Here is an 18146-nt window from a genome sequence, read left to right as displayed (position 1 = left end):
CGCGTCAGACCCAGCTGGGCAGCCACATGTGCGCCTGCCAGTACTGGAACGGGATGGGCGTGCCCACCCACAGCGGCACGAAGAACCCGGAGATCACCAGGATCGCGGCGAGCACCAGGCCCACGCCGATGGTGCCGCGACGCGACCATCCGCCCTCCAGATGATCGGGCTGCGCGATCCGGCGCATCGCCCACACGAGGGTGAGCACCATGAACGGCGCGAACGCCACGGTGTAGAACGTGAAGATGGTGCGGTAGGCGTACGGCAGCCACGGCACCCAGCCGGCGAGCACGCCCAGCGACACGGTGAGCGCGAGGACGTCGCGGTGCCGGATCACGCGCCACAGCGCCCAGGCGAGCGCGGCCGTCGCGAGCCACCAGATGAAGGGGTTCCCGAGCGCGTGGATCGCGCTCACGCAGCGGTCGGCGCCGCACGCCGCATCCGGCGCGTCCTCGAAGTAGAAGGCCGTGGGCCTCCACTGCACCAGCCACGTCCACGGGTTCGACATGTAGTTGTGCTCCGACGTCAGGCCCGTGTGGAAGGTCCACATCTGCTGGTGGTAGTGGACCAGGGAGTTGAGCGCATCCGGCAGCCATGTGATCCCCTCGCCCGGATGCTGCTGCGCCCACGAACGGTCGTAGGAGCCGTCGGTGAGGAACCAGTTCGCCCACGTGGCGACATAGATCACGGGGATGATGACGAGCGTGGCGAGCGCGGCGGGGACAGCGCGCACGAAGGCGCCGACGGGCCACAGGTCCCACCCGAGGTCGCGGCGCGCCAGGGCGTCCCACACGACAGACAGCACCAGGAACGCGGCAGCGAAGTAGAGGCCGTTCCACTTGGTCGAGGCGGCGAGCGCGAAGGCCGCGATCGCCGCGAGCCGCCACCACCGGATGCCCGTGCGAGGTCCGGCGCCGGCGAGCGGCGCATCGTCCGCCAGGCCCATGCCGGCACGGTGCTCGGCGGTGCGGCGCTCGAGCAGCGCGAACGTGCGATCGCGGTCGACCACCAGCAGCCAGAAGCCGAGCACCACGAAGAACGCGAGGAAGCCGTCGAGCAGCGCCGTGCGGGACAGGACGATGAGCTCGCCGTCGACCGCCACGAGCACGCCCGCGACGGCGCCCCAGACGGTCGAGCGGAACAGGCGACGGGCGGTGAGAGCGACCAGCACCGCGAGCAGCGAGCCGAGCACCGCTCCCACGACGCGCCAGCCGAACGGGTCGTTGCCGAACAGCTCGATGCCGAGCGCGATGAGGAGCTTGCCCACCATCGGGTGGACCACGAAGTCGCCCTCGGTGCTCAGCCCGGACGTGTCCCCGGTCGCGAAGGCGCCGTCGTCGCCCTCCCAGTCGCCCTCGTAGCCGAGCTCGGTGAGGGAGAAGGCCCCGCGCGCATAGAACACCTCGTCGAAGACCAGCGCGTGCGGATCGGCGAGCGACGCGAGACGCAGCAGGGCGGCAAGCAGCCCCACGCCGACGGCCATGAGGGTGGCGCGCCAGCGCCAGAGCGTCGCGAGATTCACACGCGAAGCCTAATAGCGCGCCTTCGCGGAGCCCGCGGGGACGCGCGTGACAACGCGGCGGCACGGTGTGCCGAAGCGTCCTCGCGCCTGTGCTAGCCTCCGGACCGACTCACAAGTGCGCATGGGGCTGGGGGCTCGATGAGGACATGTAGCAGGTGCGGCGCGTCCCTCGACGGCGAGCGGACAGGGGTGTGCCCCGCGTGCGGAGCACCCGTGGAGGCGCCCCAGACAGTCTTCGGTGCGCCGCGCGCGCGTGAGCCTCGTCGGGCGCGCAAGGAGCGCGTCGCCGCGAACCCTCCGGTTCCCGCGCCTGAGAGCGCGGCACCGGCGGCGCCGGTGCCCGCGACCGCGTTCCCCGTGCCGGCCGCGCCGGCAGCGCCCATGCCGGCCGCTGCCGACGACGCGCCTGGCGATGCGGAGCCCGCCGCGCGTCCCCGCACCCGTGGCGGTCGCGCCTCGCTGGTGACGTTCACGGCGATCGCCGTGGTCGCCGCGATCGTGGCCGCGGGCGCGTTCGGCGCCGTCGCCGGCTGGTCCGTCGCCAACCGCACCGTGGTGAGCGGCGAGGCCGTCGGCACCACCAAGGTCGTCGCCGTCGACGTGCCCGCCTATGCCGCCGACGTCGTCGCGCTCATGCCGGACGTGCGCGGCCTCGACGAGGACCGTGCGCTCCAGACCATCGCCGATGCGGGCATCCCCGTCGACGCGGTGTCCGTGACCACGCGCCCTGCGGCGGGTGGCAGCGGTCGCGTCGTCGAGCAGACTCCGGTGTTCGGGTCGACCAACCCGAGCGCGGTCCAGATCATCGTGTCCGAGGCCGCGACGGTGCCCGCCTACGAGGGCCGCGACGCGGTCGACGTGCTCGCGGACCTCGAGGCGCTCGGCACGCGCGTGACCCAGGAGCGTCGCTACGTGCCCGGTGTGGACCCCGGCGCCGTCGCGGAGCTGTCCGCGAAGCCGGGCACCGAGCTCCCCGACGCCGTCACCCTGGTGATCGCCGACTCCCCGTCCACGGTCGCGCTCGCAGACCTGCTGCTCGACTACGACGGCTGGTGGGACACGGAGGACGACGTCCTCATCGGCGACCAGCCTCTCGACGATGCGCTCGAGTGCGGCGTCGACGAGTCGGGCGCGATCTACGAGTTCACGCTCGGCGGCGCGATCGACGTGGTCGAGGGCATGTACGGCATCCAGTCCTACGAGGAGGGCGGCACGGTCACCGTCACGGTGTTCCTCGACGGGGCCAAGGTCGACACGTGGAAGGTCACGCGGGGCAAGGCCACCGCGTTCTCGCTCGACACCGCCGACGCAGACGAGCTCACGCTCGTGGTCAAGGGTGCGTACGACGGTCCGGACGCGGTCACGCTCGTGGGCGCCGCGGGCTCCGGCAGCGTCGACGCCGTGAGCGCGCTCCGAGCGGGGCTGTGAGATGACAGGCGAGGCGCCGCAGCCTCCCGCCCGCCGTCGCCGCGGCCTCAGGATCACCGCGTGGGCGGTCGCAGGGGCCGTGGTCCTGTCGGGTCTCGGATGGGGCGCCATGACGTTCCTGACCGACGACGCGGACGGGTCCGGGCTTCTCGAGGCGCTCGAGGTCGCGCCGGACGGCGGGCTCTGGCGTGCGGTCGAGCCGACTGCGGGCTCGCCGGTGACCCTCGCCTCGCGGTCCCCGCAACGCCTCGCGTGGCCCGACCTCGCGGATGCCGGCTCGGTCATGGTCGACCTCGCTGTCGAGGCGGAGGAGCCCGGCTCCCTCGCGACGGGCGACGGCACCACGGTCGCGCGCTTCCCCGCCGGGAGCTCGAGCGCGCAGCTGGTGGTCGACGCCGGCCAGGCTCTCACGCTCGAGTCGTCCACCGCGGCGACGATCACCACCACCGCGGTCGGCACCTTCACCGTGGTGGGCGACGACGAGCGGCCGGCCCCGGGCGGCACGGTCGCGATCGCGCCCGAGCCGGTGGTCGGCACCGCGATCGGGCTCGGCGGCGCGGGCACCGCGGAGGCGCAGGCGTTCACCCCCCTGGGCCAGGGCGCGGTGCCGGCCGCGGGTGTGAGCGCCGTCTGGGTCTCGGTGGCGGTCTCGGGCGACGGCGGCGTGCGGCTCGCCTCGCGCGACGGCGCCCGTGTCTACGTCGAGCTCTCCGCCGGCGATGCTCAGGCGCTCGCGCTGGTGCCGCTCGATGCCGACGGCTTCGCCTCCTGGGAGGTCCTCGGATCGCCCCACGCCGTGGACATCACGGTGCTCGGCTGGGTCGGCGCCTCCGCCGCGACAGACGATGCGTCCGCGCTGGTCGGCTCGACGGTCGCGGTCGGCGCGCGCGAGGTCGCGCTCGGCTCCGACGGGGGCGACGTGTCCATCGACGCGGAGGGCATCGACGGGCTGCCGAGCGCAGGCATCGGCGCGCTGGTGCTCGACCTCGACACCGCGGGCGACGGCACGGTCGACGGGGGCCGCGCCGCGGGAGAGGGCGCGCTCGCAAGCGCCCACGGCGTCAGCGGAGCCGATCGCGTGCTCGCGACGGCCGCGGTGGCGCACGGTGCGGCGACGCTCTCGCTCGCCGGCACGGCGACGGTCGAGTCGGCGCGCGTGGTCGCCTACCTCCCGGGCGAGCCGTCGAGCGCGGACGATGCGGTCGAGGTGGTCATCGACAGCCCGGAGCAGGGCGCGTCGATCGACCTCGCGGAGACGGGCGCGACGCTCACGGTCACGGGCCGGGTCACGCGGTCCTCGGCGCCCGTCGCGGTGGTCGAGATCCTGGTCGGCGACCGGTTCGTCGGATCGGCCGCGGTCGACGCGACGCGTGATGAGCCGTCCTTCGCGCTCACCGTGCCGGCACCGGACGGCGAGGTCACCCTGACCGCCCGCGCCCGTGATCTCGCGGGTGCGACGGGCGAGGCGCACGTGACGGCGGACCTGGTCGCCCCCGCGCCGGAGGCCGATGTGGTGGCCGCCGACGTCGAGGTGGTCGAGGGTGATGCCGTGGTCGCGAGCAGCGACAGCACCATCGAGACGAGCGGGCCCATCGCCGCCGCGGTGGGCGACGTGATCGTCGTCGACCGTTCCGACCTCCTTCCCACCGGCGCCGTGCGCCGCGTCCGCGCGGTCCACGTCGACGGGGACAACGTGGTCTACGAGACCGAGCAGGCGGCGCTCACCGACGTGTTCCTCCAGCTGCACGTCTCGATCGAGGACGTGCCGGTGCTGCCGGTGCAGGAGGACGTCGAGGCGGCCGCGGCGACCGCCGGGAGCGGAGGTGCGCTGGGCGCGGCGCGCCGCTCGGCACCGATGATCGTGCTGCCCGCCGAGGGCGACGAGACCGATCGACGCGACGTCGCGGAGGTGTCGCTCGGGATCGCCGGATCGCTCAAGTCTGGCGACTTCGATGCGGACGACTACAAGGACGGCGGCAAGGAGGACGCCCCTGCCGAGAAGCCTCCCGTCGACGTCGACGGGGGTTGGGAGATCGGCTACAACTTCACCCTCACGACGACGCTCTCTGCGACCATCGACATCGACCTCTCGCTTGTCTGGCGCGACCCCTCGTCGGTGATCCGGACCTTCGAGATGGCGCAGACGACGGAGTTCAAGACCAGCACGTCCTACTTCGCGTACGCCTCGGTCGAGCGCAAGGTGACCAAGCCGCTTCCGGAGCAGGTGCTCGGCCGGATCCCCATCCCCACCGCGACGCCCGTACCCGTATGGGTGACGCTCAAGCTCAAGCCCGAGATCTACGCCTCGGCAGGCATCACGGGCAAGGTCGCGTTCAAGATCGAAGGCACGTTCAGCCGCACCTTCGGGGTGAGCTATCGCGAAGGGGAGTGGGCGCCGATCGCCGAGTCGTCCTCGGGGTCGAGCGTCCAGGAGCCGGGCGTGAGCATCGAGCTCGCAGGCAAGGTCGGCATCTCCGGCACGGTGAAGTTCCTCCTGTGGGACGTGGTCGGGGTGACCATCACGCTCGACGCGGGCATCGCGGTCGAGGTCACCATCAACGTGGGAGACGGTGGCGACTGGGAGGTCTACGCCGAGGCCGGCGCTGACGTCGGGGTGGTCGCGCAGGCGTTCGACCACGTCCTGGTCGAGCACTCGGTGCCGATCCTGAGCGAGAAGATCCCGATCGCGGACGGCGAGTGGGGCGAGGACGATGCCCCCACCGCGAGCTTCGTCGATACCGACACCACCACGGGTCCCGGTTCGCGGCCGCTCGTGCTCATCGTCGACACGTCCGGCTCGATGGGGGACGAGGACGGCAACGGCACCGTGAAGATGGCGGCCGCGCAGGCCGCGATCGGCTCGCTGCTGGACGAGCAGCCGCTCGGGTCGGAGCTGGGCATCTACACGTACCCGAGCTCGTCCGCGAGCTGCGCGCCGGGCCAATGGGCGATGCCGGTGCAGCGCGTCCTCAGCACCGGCGACGCGATGGGGGAGGTCTACGGGCTGACCCCCGACGGCGACACCCCGACCGCCGAGGCGCTGCGCGCCGCGGCCGACGACCTCCGCGCGCAGGGCATCGAGGGCGCGACCATCGTGCTCGTGTCCGACGGCGAGTACAGCTGCGAGGACCCGTGCCCGACGGCGTCGGAGATCCGCGCGAGCGGCTTCGACCTCCAGGTGATCGGCATCGCGCTCGACAACAGCGACGCTGGCCGGGAGCAGCTCGAGTGCGTGAGCGATGCGACCGGCGGCGAGACCTACAGCGTCGAGGACGGCGACGAGCTGCTCGAGAAGGTGCAGGAGCTCGCCGCGCCGGTGCTCGAGACCCACGTCGCCTTGCCCTCCCGCATCCCCGCGGACGGCTCCGCGGTGGTCGAGGTGACGGTGCGCAACGCGGCGGGCCGCGATGCCGAGGACGTCCGCGTCGCGCTCGATGCGGAGGGTGACGGCGTCGAGGTCGCCACCGAGCCGGGCCGCACCGCGAGCCTGGGCAACATCCCGGTGGGCGGCGAGGTGACGTTCCGCTGGACCCTTGCCTCGCCCGGCGCCCAGGAGGGCACCGTCGCGCTCACGGTCCACACGTGGGGCACCGGCGTGCGCCAGACGGTGTCGGAGGCGGACGTGCCGGTCGCGGCGCGCACCACGCTGGCGGTCGACACCGCCGGACCCGCGCTCGGGGAGGCGCTCGGTGCGGGCACGGACGTGGTCCTCGTGGGCGATGGGGCGGGCCTGGCCGCGGGCGCGGTCGACGACTGCGCCGGCGCCCTCGGAGAAGCGCTGGGCACGGTGATCGGCACGGACCGCGTGCGCGACGAGTCCTGCGCGGGTGCGACCATCTCGGCGGTCCTCGACGGCGAGCCGGGCGGCATCGCCCAGCTGGATGCGCTCGACGATGCCGCGCCCGGGCTGGTGATCGCGACGCTCGGCGCGGCGGACATCGGCCTCGGGGACCTGGTCGCCGCGTGCGCCGACCCCGACAGCGACGACCTCGCGTGCACGTGGGCGGATCCGCTCGCGGTGCGCGCGATGACGGCGGCGCAGGTGCTGGACCTGCGGGCCGTGCTCCGCGAGATCGTGGACGCGGCGCAGGAGGCGGCCGACGGCGCGGCCGTCCCCGTGGTGGTGCTCGAGTATCCGCAGCTGCTTCCCGGCGGCGTCGCGGCGTCATGTGCCGCGCCCTGGTCGGCGTCGCGCGTCGAGGTGGTCAACACGGTGGTCGCCGAGCTCGACCGCGCTCTGGCCGACGCCGTCGCGGCGCTCGCGGCGCAGGGCAGGCCCGTGCGCATCGCGTCCACGTCCACCGCGTTCCAGCCGAACCACACCTGGTGCGACGAGTCGCCGGGGCTCTCGGTCGGGCACGACGACGCCTGGACCGCGGTCCCGACCGCGGAGGGCGCCCAGGCGATCCTCACGGCGGCGTGGGAGTGGAGCGGGACGCAGGAGGCGATCGGCGGCACGGCCGCGGAACCCGTCGACGAGCCGCTGCTCGTCGAGCTCGCGCACGGCTGGGGAGACGCCCTCGCGGGCGCGCTCCCGGACGGCGCCGAGGTCGCGCTCGACGCGGAGGGGACGGTCGAGGCCCAGGCCACGGCGGGCGGCGCGCTCGCGGTCCGGGGCGAGGGCTTCGCTCCGGATTCTTCGGTGCTGGTGTCCCTCGACGGCGGCACGGTCGCGTTGGGCACGCTCCGCGCGGACTCGGCGGGCACGCTCGACGCGTCGGTGACCCTTCCCGCATCGCTCGCCAACGGGGCTCACGAGCTCTCGGTCGCCGGCGTGGACACCGACGGGGCGCGCACCCTCACGGCGGTGCTGCGGGTGGGCTCGCCCTATCCGTGGTGGATCGGGTACGCCGGGATCGTCTCGGTGATCGCGGCGGCGATGGCCCTGATCTTCGGCTTCCTCGCGTTCCGCACCGCGGTCGCGCGCCGCGAGCCCGCCGAGCTCTGACACGCCCGGAGCCGCACGGCCCGTGTGGGACGCTGGAGCCATGACTGGCCGCATCGTCCTCGCCGCGACTCCCATCGGCAACGTGGACGATGCGTCGCCACGGCTGCGGGAGGCGCTCGAGACCGCGGAGATCGTCGCGGCGGAGGACACGCGCCGAGTGCGCGACCTGGCGACCCGGCTGGGGATCCGCATCGCCGGCTCCGTGGTGGCGCATCACGACCACAACGAGGCGGCCTCCGCGGCGGAGCTGGTCGCGCGGGCACGCGAGGGCGCGACCATCGTGGTGGTCTCGGACGCCGGGATGCCGGCGGTCTCCGATCCCGGGTTCAGGGTGGTCGAGGCCGCGGTGCGCGAAGACGTCGAGGTGACGGTGCTGCCGGGGCCCTCCGCGGCGCTCGCGGCGCTCGCGTTGTCGGGGCTGCCCACCGATCGCTTCTGCTTCGAGGGCTTCCTCCCGCGCAAGCCGGGCGAGCGCTCGGCGCGGCTCGCGGCGCTCGCGCTCGAGGAGCGGACCATGGTGTTCTTCGAGGCGCCGCATCGGCTCGCCGCGACGCTCGCCGCCATGGGGGAGGCGTTCGGCGAGGACCGCCCCGCGGCCGTGTCCCGCGAGATCACCAAGACCTACGAGGAGACCCGACGCGGCACGCTCGGCGAGCTCGCGGCCTGGGCCGGTGACAAGGAGCCGCGCGGGGAGATCGTCGTCACGGTCGCGGGACGGGACGCCGCAGCGCTCACCGTCGAGGCGCTCGTGGCCGAGGTCCTCGCGCGCGTCGCGACCGGCGAGCGGGCCAAGTCCGCGGTCGCCGATGTGGCGGCCACCGCGGGTGTCCCGAGCCGCGAGCTCTATGCAGCCGTGCTCGCGGCTCGGGACGCTACCGCCTAGGAGCCGGGCCTAGTCGCGCTGCGCGAGGGCCGCGTCCACCGCGGGGTCGCCGAGCGAGCCGAGCCACTGGAGCAGGTCCGGGTAGGCGTTCGGGTGGGAAGCGACCGCCGCTCGCAGCGACGGCGCCTCAGCGGCGATGCGGTGCAGCATCGCGGCGTCGGTCGCCGGGTCGTGAGCCGCGGCGACCAGCGCCGGGTCGACCGCGGGTGCCGGGGGAGCCGGGGGAGCGGTCGGTGCCGGGGGAGCCGGAGGGGCCGGCGGGGCCGCCGCGGCCGGAGCGGCGGCAGGCACCGTCGGGACCGGTCCCGTGGCGGGCGCGGAGACGGGACGCGCGGGCGCGAACTGGCCGTAGTAGGCGCGCACGCTCGCGGGCACCAGCAGCATGGCGGCCACCGCGATGGGTGCGCCGAACGCGAGCAGCAGCTGGGTGCGGTCGACGGCCGCGTAGCCGTCCGACGCGTTGGCGGTGACCACCAGCAGCACGATGCCGAGCACGGCCACGGCCCCGAGCACGGCGAGCACGGTGTTGCGGTTGGTGCCGCCGTCACGCATGAGCGCCGCGCGCGCGACGAGCAGCGCGATGCCGATCACCGCGGTGAGCACCAGGAGCGTCGCCATGGTGCCGGTCGCCGTGTCGCCCGCGGCGAGGATGAGCACGTAGGTGGACGCCTCGGCGAACGCCAGCACCGAGAACCCGAGCAGGAGGATCGATGCGGCGGGGAGGTAGAGGTGCGGGCCCTCCGCGGGCGTCACGAAGTCGCGTGCGGACGGTGCCACCAGCACGGCTCCGAGCGCGAGCACGGCCCACAGCGCGGGCATGTTCGCGGCCACGGACTCGATGCCGTTGCCCGAGCCCTCGCTCATGAGCGAGATCAGCTGGGCCCCGAGCAGCGCGCCGGCGAATGCGATCGCCGCGGTCCGCGCGGTAGCGGAACGGAGCACGAGCGGCGCGCACATCGCGAGGATCATCGCGAGGCTGGTGAGGGCACGGACCCAGATCAGCGTGATGATCCAGCCGCCGAGCCAGCGGTACTCGTCGCCGATGGAGTGCACGAGCAGCGCGACCGTCGCGATGGTCGCGCTCACTAGCGCGAGGCCGGCGACACCGAGGCCGACGCGGCGCCACAGCTCGGCGATCCGCGCACGGTCCGTCGAGGCCGCGAGCTCGCACTCGCGGGGCTGCGCCGCGAGGATCGCGCCCGCGAGGCCGAGCGCGAGGCCGGGGCCCACGCCGACGTAGTCGTACGCGCTGCCCTCACCGAACGCGCTCGCGAAGTCGAGGATCAGGTGGATCACCACGACCGCCAGGTAAGGGGCGTTCGCCAGGGCGCGCAGCATCCCCACGCGGTCCGCGGTCAGGGTGGGCGGGATCACGCCCGAGCGGTGGAGGTACATCGCGGACAGCGACAGCACGCTGAGGATGGTGAGCAGCAGCACCTCGATGCGGTCGCTCGCCTGGGAGGCCGCGTTCCACGGCAGCGCCAGCGAGGTGAGGAGGAGCACCAGCGCCGCGCCGTCGCGCACGTAGTCCGAGACGGGGATCCCGCTGAAGATGCTCGCCTGCGCCTGTCCCGGCGGAGCGGCCTGCGGCTGCCCGTATCCGTAGCCCTGCTGCTGTTCCATGGCCCGCGGGCCTCCCCTCTGATGGTCCTGGGTGGTGGCCGCGCGCCGTGGGGGCGCGGTCTCGGCCACGCCCACCATATCGGCGGCGACAGGCCTCGTAGACGAGCCCGCGCGGTGATCGCGAGGCGCCGTGCCGGATATCGCGGGTTCGTCCGGAACGTCGCGGCGGGGGTGCCGCCTGCACGGCGACCCGGGGAGCCGCACGTACAGTCGTGGCGTGATCGACGTGACCCCTGCCCGCGCCTCCCGAACGGTCGCTGCCGCATGAGGGTCTCGCGCGAGCCGGTCTACGTGCATCGTCGCCGCCGCCTCGGAGCGGCGCTGCTCGTCGCGGTGGTCGGGACCCTGGCGGGGTTCGGCTCCGCCGAGATGGCGAGCCGCGTCCTCGGCACGGACGATCCCGCCGTGGCGGCGCTCGTGTCGTCCCCGGCGGGCGAGGCGACCGCCGCATCGTCCACCGCTGAGGCGACGCCGACACCGACACCGACGCCGTCGCCCTCCGCCGATGCCGCGTCCCCGGTCGCCCCGACACCCGAGCCGTCGCCCACGGCGACGGCCGCGCCCGCCTTCGACCTCACCGCCCTCTCGGTCGACGATCCCGACTCGCTCTGGGTCGTGGTGAACAAGCGCCGACCGCTCGACCCGCTCGACTACGCTCCCGCGGACCTGGTCGACGTGAGCGGGGTGCCGGGCGGGGCGACGATGCGCGAGGAGGCCGCGGCCGCGATGCAGGGCCTGTACCGTGCCGCCGAGGAGGCGGACGCCGCGTTCTCCATCACCACGGGCTACCGCGACCGGGGCCTGCAGCAGTACCTCTACAACGGCTACGTGGCGGAGAGCGGGCAGGAGGCGGCCGACCGGTTCTCCGCGCGGCCGGGCTACTCCGAGCACCAGACGGGTCTCGCGGTGGACATCCGCGCAGGGGCCTGCGAGCTCGAGCCGTGCTTCGCGGACACCGCAGCCGGGCGCTACGTCGCCGAGCATGCGTGGGAGCACGGGTTCATCGTGCGCTACCCCGCGGGCGCCGAGGACGTCACGGGGTACATCTACGAGCCGTGGCACCTCAGGTACGTGGGCGCGCGTCTCGCCGCTCACATGCACGACGAGGGGATCGCCACGCTCGAGGAGCTGTTCTCGCTCAAGGCGGCACCCGAGTACCGGTAGCGCGAGCGCCGGGCATGGGGGGGGTAGCGTCCCTCGCATGGCTCGGACGAGGCGCGCGGGCGCCGCCGTGGTGGCGGCGCTGATCCTGACCGCGCTCGTCGGAGCGCCTGCGGCGGCGGACCCGCTCCCGGGTGACGGCAAGCGCACCGTCTGGGTCGCCGCGGCGGACCTGGGCCTCCACGCGAGGCCGGCGAGCGCGTCGCCGGTGACCGTCCGCGCGCTCCGAGGATCCATCGCGACCTACTCCGGCGTCTCCCAGGGGAGCTGGGTGCGGGTCCGCATCGGCGGCACGGATGCCTGGGCCCCCGCGCGCTTCCTCACCACGGCGAAGCCGGCGTGGCGCGAGCGTCCCGTGTGGACCGTGCGCGACGGCGCGGCGTTGCGCGCCCTTCCCTTCGCGTCGTCCCCGGCCGTCACGACGACGTTCCTCGGCGAGCGCGGTCGACTCACGGGGATCTCGCGTGGCAGCCGTGTCCAGGTGAAGCATCGCGGTCGGTTCCTCTGGGTCCACAGCTCCGCCGTGTCCACGGCGCCGCGCTTCGCCGCCACCTCGACCCTGGTGCTGGTCAACAAGCGCAACCCCCTCGACCCGCGCGACCACGTGCCCGCGAACCTCGTGGTCGTGTCGGGCTCCTCGACGGCCCGCATGCGCGGGGCCGCAGCCTCCGCGATGGCGCGAATGCGCAGCGCCGCGGCGGCGGACGGCGTGTCCTTCAGCGTGATCAGCGCCTACCGGTCGTACGTGACCCAACGCTCCCTCTACGCGCGCTACGTCGCATCGCTGGGGCAGGCCGCGGCCGACAGGGTGTCGGCCCGTGCGGGCTACTCCGAGCACCAGACGGGACTCGCCGCGGACCTCGCCTCGGGTGGAGGCTGCCGGCTGGGCGCGTGCTTCGGCGACACCGCGGCGGGCAGATGGGTGCGGGCCAACGCCTACCGGTACGGGTTCGTCGTGCGCTACCCCGAGGGCTCGACCTCGATCACCGGGTACGCGTACGAGCCGTGGCACGTGCGGTACGTCGGCCGCGGGGTCGCGACGGCGATGCGCGAGGGCGGCTACGCGACCTACGAGCAGTACCTCGGTCGACCGGCCGCGCCCACGTACTGAGCGCATCGTCCGCCCCGGATCGCGGGCCTGCCGCGAACACTAGGATGGACGCCATGTCACGCATCCTGTCCGCGGTCGCCTGGCCGTATGCCAACGGCCCTCGTCACATCGGTCACGTCGCCGGCTTCGGCGTCCCTTCGGACGTCTTCAGCCGCTACATGCGCCTCGCGGGGCACGACGTCCTGATGGTCTCGGGCACCGACGAGCACGGCACCCCCATCCTGGTGCAGGCCGAGGGCGAGGGCGTGACCCCGCAGGAGCTGGCGGACCGCTACAACCGCGTCATCGTCGAGGACCTCACGCAGCTGGGGCTCAGCTACGACCTCTTCACGCGTACCACCACCGGCAACCACTACGCGGTGGCCCAGGCCATGTTCAAGGCCGTGCACAAGAACGGCTACATGATCTCGGAGACCACGCGCGGCGCGATCTCCCCGTCGACGGGCCGCACGCTGCCCGACCGCTACATCGAGGGCACCTGCCCCATCTGCGGCTCCGACGGTGCGCGCGGGGACCAGTGCGACAGCTGCGGCAACCAGCTCGACGCGATCGACCTCAAGAACCCCGTGAGCCGCATCAACGGCGAGACGCCCAAGTTCATCGAGACGGAGCACTTCTTCCTGGACCTGCCCGCGCTGGTCCAGCCGCTCACCGACTGGCTCGGCGCGCGCCACGGCTGGCGCCCCAACGTCCTCAACTTCTCGCGCAACCTGCTGGTCGATGTGCGCCCGCGCGCCATGACGCGCGACATCGACTGGGGCATCCCCGTCCCGCTCGACGGATGGTCGGACAACCCGAGCAAGCGGCTCTACGTGTGGTTCGACGCGGTCATCGGCTACCTCAGCGCCTCGATCGAGTGGGCGCGCCGCACGGACGACGCCGATGCGTGGCGTCAGTGGTGGAACAACGCCGAGGCGCTGTCCTACTACTTCATGGGCAAGGACAACATCACCTTCCACTCGCAGATCTGGCCGGGCGAGCTCATCGCCGCCAACGGCCGCGGCGCGCGCGGGGGGGAGCTGAGCGAGTTCGGCGACCTCCAGCTGCCCACCGAGGTGGTCTCGAGCGAGTTCCTCACCATGGAGTCCGCCAAGTTCTCCTCGTCGCGCGGCCACGTCATCTACGTGCGCGACATGCTCTCGCGCTACCAGCCCGACGCGCTGCGCTACTTCATCGCGGTCGCCGGGCCGGAGACCTCCGACGCGGACTTCACCTGGTCCGAGTTCAAGCGCCGCAACAACGACGAGCTGGTCGCGGGCTGGGGCAACCTGGTGAACCGCACCGCGTCGCTGCTGCACAAGAACGTGGGCGAGATCCCCGCGCTGGGCGACCTGCAGGACATCGACCGGGCCGCGCTCGCGGCCTCGGAGGCGGCGTTCGCCACGGTCGGCGACCACATCCGCACCCAGCGCCAGCGCGCCGCCATCAGCGAGACCATGCGCGTGATCGGCGACGCGAACAAGTACCTCGCCGACACCGCGCCGTGGAAGCTCAAGAACGAGGACCCCGAGCGCATGCGCACCGTGCTCGCGGTCGCCGCGCAGCTGGTCTCCGACGCGAACACCATGATGTCGCCGTTCCTGCCGCACAGCGCGCAGAAGGTCCACGAGGCGCTGGGCGGCACGGGCGTGCTCGCGCCGATGCCGCAGATGAACGAGGTCCAGGACCTCGACCTCGCCGACCGCCACTACCCGGTCATCCAGGGCGACTACTCGTCGGTGACCGGTTGGAGCCGCAACGAGCTCGTCGCCGGCACGGCGGTCCCTGCGCCGTCCCCGATCTTCCAGAAGCTCGACGACGAGATGGTCGAGGCGGAGCTCGAGCGGATGGCGGACGAGTAGACGATGCGTCCGGGAGCCTGGCCCCCCGCGCCTGAGGCGCTGCCCGTCCCGGTGGTGGACAACCACTGCCACCTCGAGTTCCCCGCAGGGGAGCCCGAGCTCACGGTCGAGCAGCGCCTCGCGGACGCGGCCGCCGTGGGCGTGGACCGCATCGTGCAGGTCGGATGCGAGCTCGACTCCGCGCGCTGGACCGCCGACGCCGTCGAGCGCTACCCCGCGATGCTCGGGGCGGTGGCGCTCCACCCCAACGAGGCGCCCCTGCACGCCTCCGGCGAGCATGAGTCGGGCATCGGGTACGAGGACGCGCTCGCGGAGATCGCCTCGCTCGCGCGGGGCGGACGGATCCGCGCGATCGGCGAGACGGGCCTCGACTTCTTCCGCACGGCGGAGGAGGGGCGCGAGGCGCAGGTCCGCTCGTTCCGCGACCACATCGCGCTGGCCAAGGAGCTGGACCTGCCGCTGCAGATCCACGATCGCGACGCGCATGCCGAGGTGCTCGACGTGCTCGCACGCGACGGCGCCCCCGAGCGCACGGTGTTCCACTGCTACTCCGGGGACGCCGGCATGGCGCGGCTGTGCGTCGATCGCGGCTACCACCTGTCCTTCGCCGGCACCGTGACGTTCAAGAACGCCGAGGGGCTGCGGGCGGCGCTCGCGGTGACGCCGCTCGAGAGGGTGATGGTCGAGACCGACGCGCCGTTCCTCACGCCGCACCCGCACCGTGGAGCGCCCAACGCCCCGTATCTGGTGCCGCTGACGATGCGGACGGTCGCGACCGTCCTCGACGTCGATCTCGACGTCGCCTGCGCCGCGATCTCTACAACGTCGGAAAAGATGTATGGCCCCTGGTAGCAGCTGTGGTGTGACGCATGTCACAGGACCTAGGTCTCAAGCGGGGTTGGACGACGCCGTTATCAATATGAGATAAAAGGCGTCAGACAGCGCGGCCTCGCCCCCCAGGCATCGGTCCGCAAGACGAGAGGACCACGTGAGCTACCGACGTTCCAACCCCCTGCCGGGAGGCCGCCGCGAGCGGCGCACCCGGCGCGGTGCGCGAACCCGCGTGCTGACCCAGGTCGGCACCGCCGTCGCGCTTGGCTCGTTCGCCATCGGCTCCTTCGCGGCGGCCGCCACCCCGGCGTTCGACGCACCGAGCCGGACCGCCGTGCAGGCGGATCTCGCGGCGCTGCCGGAGATCGAGACGCAGGTCGACGACGCGCCCGTCGTGACCACCGAGACCAAGTCCGTCGCCATCAAGCCCGACTCCGTCAAGGAGGAGGACCCCGACCTCGAGAAGGGTGTCGAGGAGGTCGTGACCGAGGGCGAGCCCGGCGAGCAGGTCATCACCTACGACGTCACGTACGTCGACGGCGTCGAGGTCTCGCGCGTCGAGTCGCTCAAGCTGACCGTCTCCCAGCCCACCGACGAGGTCATCGCGGTCGGCACCAAGGAGGAGGAAGAGGTCGCGAGCACCTCCGTGCCCGCCACCTCCAACGTCTCTCCCGGCACCGCCCGAGCGCTCGGCCAGCAGATGGCCGCCGACATCTACGGCTGGTCGGGCGACCAGTGGTCCTGCCTCGATGCGCTGTGGCAGCGTGAGTCCGGCTGGAACCCGAACGCCCACAACCCGTACTCCGGCGCGCACGGCATCCCACAGGCCCTCCCGGGCTCGAAGATGGCGAGCGCCGGCTCGGACTGGGCCACCAACCCCGCCACGCAGATCCGCTGGGGCCTCGGCTACATCAAGGGCCGCTACGGCACGCCGTGCGGTGCGTGGGGCCACTCGCAGTCGAAGGGCTGGTACTGAGCCCGGTGGCGAACCTCCTGGGTCCCACCGACATCCGGCTCCTGGCCCAGTCGCTCGACACCGCCCCGCACAAGAAGTGGGGTCAGAACTTCGTGGTGGATGCCGGCACCGTGCGACGGATCGCGCGCCTGTCCGGCGTCGGTGAGGGCGACCGCGTGGTCGAGGTCGGGCCCGGCCTGGGCTCGCTGACCCTCGCCCTGCTCGAGACGGGCGCGGACGTCACCGCGGTCGAGATCGACCCGGTGCTGGCCGGAGCCCTCCCCGCGACCGTCGCGGAGCGCGCTCCGGACGCCGTGTCCCGCTTCGACGTGATCCACCAGGACGCGCTCAAGGTCGAGGAGCTGCCGTCCGCCCCGCGCGCGCTGGTCGCCAACCTGCCCTACAACGTCTCGGTGCCGGTGATCCTGCACTTCCTCGAGATCTTCCCCAGCCTCGAGCGGGTGCTCGTGATGGTGCAGGCCGAGGTCGCGGACAGGCTCGCCGCGCCGCCCGGGTCGCGCACGTACGGCGTCCCGTCCGCCAAGGCCGCGTGGTACTGCGCCGTGCGCACGGCGGGAGACGTCGGGCGGGCCGTGTTCTGGCCCGTGCCGCGCGTCGACAGCCGGCTGGTGCTGATGGAGCGACGCGAGCCGCCGACCACGAGCGCGACCCGCGAGGATGTGTTCGCGGTGATCGACGCCGCGTTCTCGCAGCGCCGCAAGGCGTTGCGCGGCGCGCTGTCCGGGATCGCGGGCTCCGCGGCCGGCGCCGAGGACGCGCTGCGCGCCGCCGGGATCGAGCCGCTCACGCGTGGTGAGCAGCTCACCGTCGAGGACTTCTCCCGCATCGCCGAAGCGCTTCGCTCTGGCACAGTGGGGGCATGACCCGTACCGTCCGTGCGAAGGCGCCCGCGAAGGTGAACCTTCAGCTCACCGTGGGGCCACCCCGCGAGGACGGCTACCACCCCCTCATCACCGTCTTCCAGGCGCTCGACCTGTGGGAGGTGGTGGAGGCCACGCCGCGTGACGACGGCGAGATCCGCATCACCGTCGACGTCGCCGCGGGCGCGCCGGTCGATGCCCGCGGCGTGCCGCTCGACGAGTCGAACCTCGCATGGCGTGCGGCCGACCTGCTGGCGCGCCACTACGGCATCGCCGACGGCGTCGACCTGCACCTGGTCAAGGGCGTCCCGGTCGCGGGCGGCATGGCGGGCGGCTCGGCCGATGCTGCGGCCGCGCTGGTCGCGTGCGCAGAGGCGTGGGACACGGGCGCGAGCCGGAGCGAGCTCGCGGTGCTGGGCGCTCAGCTCGGCGCGGATGTGCCGTTCAGCCTCCACGGCCACACCGCCGTGGGGCTGGGCCGTGGTGACGAGCTCACGCCCGCGATGTCCCACGGCGAGTTCCACTGGGTGCTCGCGACGCAGTCCGCGGGCCTCTCCACGCCCACCGTGTTCGCGGAGCTCGATCGCCGCGTCGCGGTGCGGGAGCAGGTGTGGTCGGACTTCGAGGTGGACCGCGAGGTCATGGCGGCGCTCATGGCGGGCGACGCGGTCGAGCTGGGGCGCTGCCTCACCAACGACCTCGAGGGTCCGGCGATCTCGCTCATGCCGCGTCTGGCCGATGTCCTCGACGTCGCCGACGGCGCCGACGCCTGCGGTGCGATCGTCTCCGGCTCGGGCCCGACGGTGGCGGTGCTCGCGCGCTCACGCCAGCACGCGCTCACCATCGCGGCTCACCTGCGCGCCTCGCGGCTGGCCGACGCCGTGGTGACGGCCTCCGGCCCCGCCTCGGGGACCGTGCTGATCCAGGACTGACGCCCGCGCCCGCCCCTCCCGCGCCCGCCC

General features: G+C 73.3%; 12 protein-coding genes. 10 read left to right on the top strand and 2 right to left on the bottom strand.

The features are described 5' to 3' along the window. Positions 1 to 4: 4 nt before the first annotated feature. Entirely contained in the window at positions 5 to 1522 is a 1518-nt protein-coding gene (locus AOM00_RS01455; RefSeq protein ID WP_062516110.1) for a dolichyl-phosphate-mannose--protein mannosyltransferase, read from the bottom strand. 213 nt (positions 1523 to 1735) lie between these two features. On the opposite strand from AOM00_RS01455, the gene AOM00_RS01450 reads away from it, so the two are divergent. The 3 genes from AOM00_RS01450 (at position 1736) to rsmI (ending at position 8781) form a co-directional block, all read left to right on the top strand. Continuing rightward, positions 1736 to 2950, top strand: coding sequence for a PASTA domain-containing protein (locus AOM00_RS01450; RefSeq protein ID WP_062516109.1), 1215 nt, complete (start codon positions 1736 to 1738; stop codon positions 2948 to 2950). 109 nt (positions 2951 to 3059) lie between these two features. Next, a complete protein-coding gene (locus tag AOM00_RS01445; protein ID WP_156158973.1) occupies positions 3060 to 7898 on the top strand; it encodes a VWA domain-containing protein in 4839 nt (1612 codons plus the stop codon). Between the two features lie 40 nt (positions 7899 to 7938). Then, positions 7939 to 8781, top strand: coding sequence for a 16S rRNA (cytidine(1402)-2'-O)-methyltransferase (gene rsmI, locus AOM00_RS01440; RefSeq protein ID WP_062516107.1), 843 nt, complete (start codon positions 7939 to 7941; stop codon positions 8779 to 8781). A 9-nt stretch (positions 8782 to 8790) separates the two neighbouring features. On the opposite strand, the gene AOM00_RS01435 is transcribed toward rsmI, so the two are convergent. Continuing rightward, complete coding sequence (locus AOM00_RS01435) at positions 8791 to 10404, bottom strand: DUF7937 domain-containing protein (RefSeq protein WP_062516106.1); 1614 nt, start codon at positions 10402 to 10404, stop codon at positions 8791 to 8793. A 264-nt stretch (positions 10405 to 10668) separates the two neighbouring features. Here AOM00_RS01435 and AOM00_RS15875 point away from each other — a divergent pair, with 264 nt between their 5' ends. The 7 genes from AOM00_RS15875 (at position 10669) to AOM00_RS01400 (ending at position 18116) form a co-directional block, all read left to right on the top strand. Continuing rightward, a complete protein-coding gene (locus tag AOM00_RS15875; protein ID WP_267127705.1) occupies positions 10669 to 11568 on the top strand; it encodes a M15 family metallopeptidase in 900 nt (299 codons plus the stop codon). Between the two features lie 37 nt (positions 11569 to 11605). Then, the gene (locus AOM00_RS15735; protein ID WP_228373372.1) at positions 11606 to 12676 is read left to right on the top strand and encodes a M15 family metallopeptidase; all 1071 of its coding nucleotides are present in this window, start codon (positions 11606 to 11608) and stop codon (positions 12674 to 12676) included. Between the two features lie 53 nt (positions 12677 to 12729). Next, positions 12730 to 14517 (top strand): methionine--tRNA ligase, encoded by a 1788-nt coding sequence (gene metG, locus AOM00_RS01420; RefSeq protein ID WP_062516105.1) that lies wholly within the window; start codon positions 12730 to 12732, stop codon positions 14515 to 14517. A 3-nt stretch (positions 14518 to 14520) separates the two neighbouring features. Then, a complete protein-coding gene (locus tag AOM00_RS01415; protein WP_062516104.1) occupies positions 14521 to 15369 on the top strand; it encodes a TatD family hydrolase in 849 nt (282 codons plus the stop codon). A 136-nt stretch (positions 15370 to 15505) separates the two neighbouring features. After that, a complete protein-coding gene (locus tag AOM00_RS01410; protein ID WP_082096408.1) occupies positions 15506 to 16324 on the top strand; it encodes an aggregation-promoting factor C-terminal-like domain-containing protein in 819 nt (272 codons plus the stop codon). A 5-nt stretch (positions 16325 to 16329) separates the two neighbouring features. Continuing rightward, a complete protein-coding gene (rsmA, locus tag AOM00_RS01405) occupies positions 16330 to 17187 on the top strand; it encodes a 16S rRNA (adenine(1518)-N(6)/adenine(1519)-N(6))-dimethyltransferase RsmA (protein WP_228373371.1) in 858 nt (285 codons plus the stop codon). Continuing rightward, a complete protein-coding gene (locus AOM00_RS01400) occupies positions 17184 to 18116 on the top strand; it encodes a 4-(cytidine 5'-diphospho)-2-C-methyl-D-erythritol kinase (RefSeq protein ID WP_062516102.1) in 933 nt (310 codons plus the stop codon). The genes rsmA and AOM00_RS01400 overlap by 4 nt, the downstream gene beginning before the upstream one ends. Positions 18117 to 18146: the final 30 nt, after the last annotated feature.

Origin of the sequence: Demequina gelatinilytica (assembly GCF_000971115.1) — a bacterium.
GTDB classification, from domain to species: Bacteria; Actinomycetota; Actinomycetes; order Actinomycetales; family Demequinaceae; genus Demequina; species Demequina gelatinilytica.
Note: the sequence above shows the minus strand (reverse complement) of the source record. Positions and strands in the feature narration are given on the sequence as shown.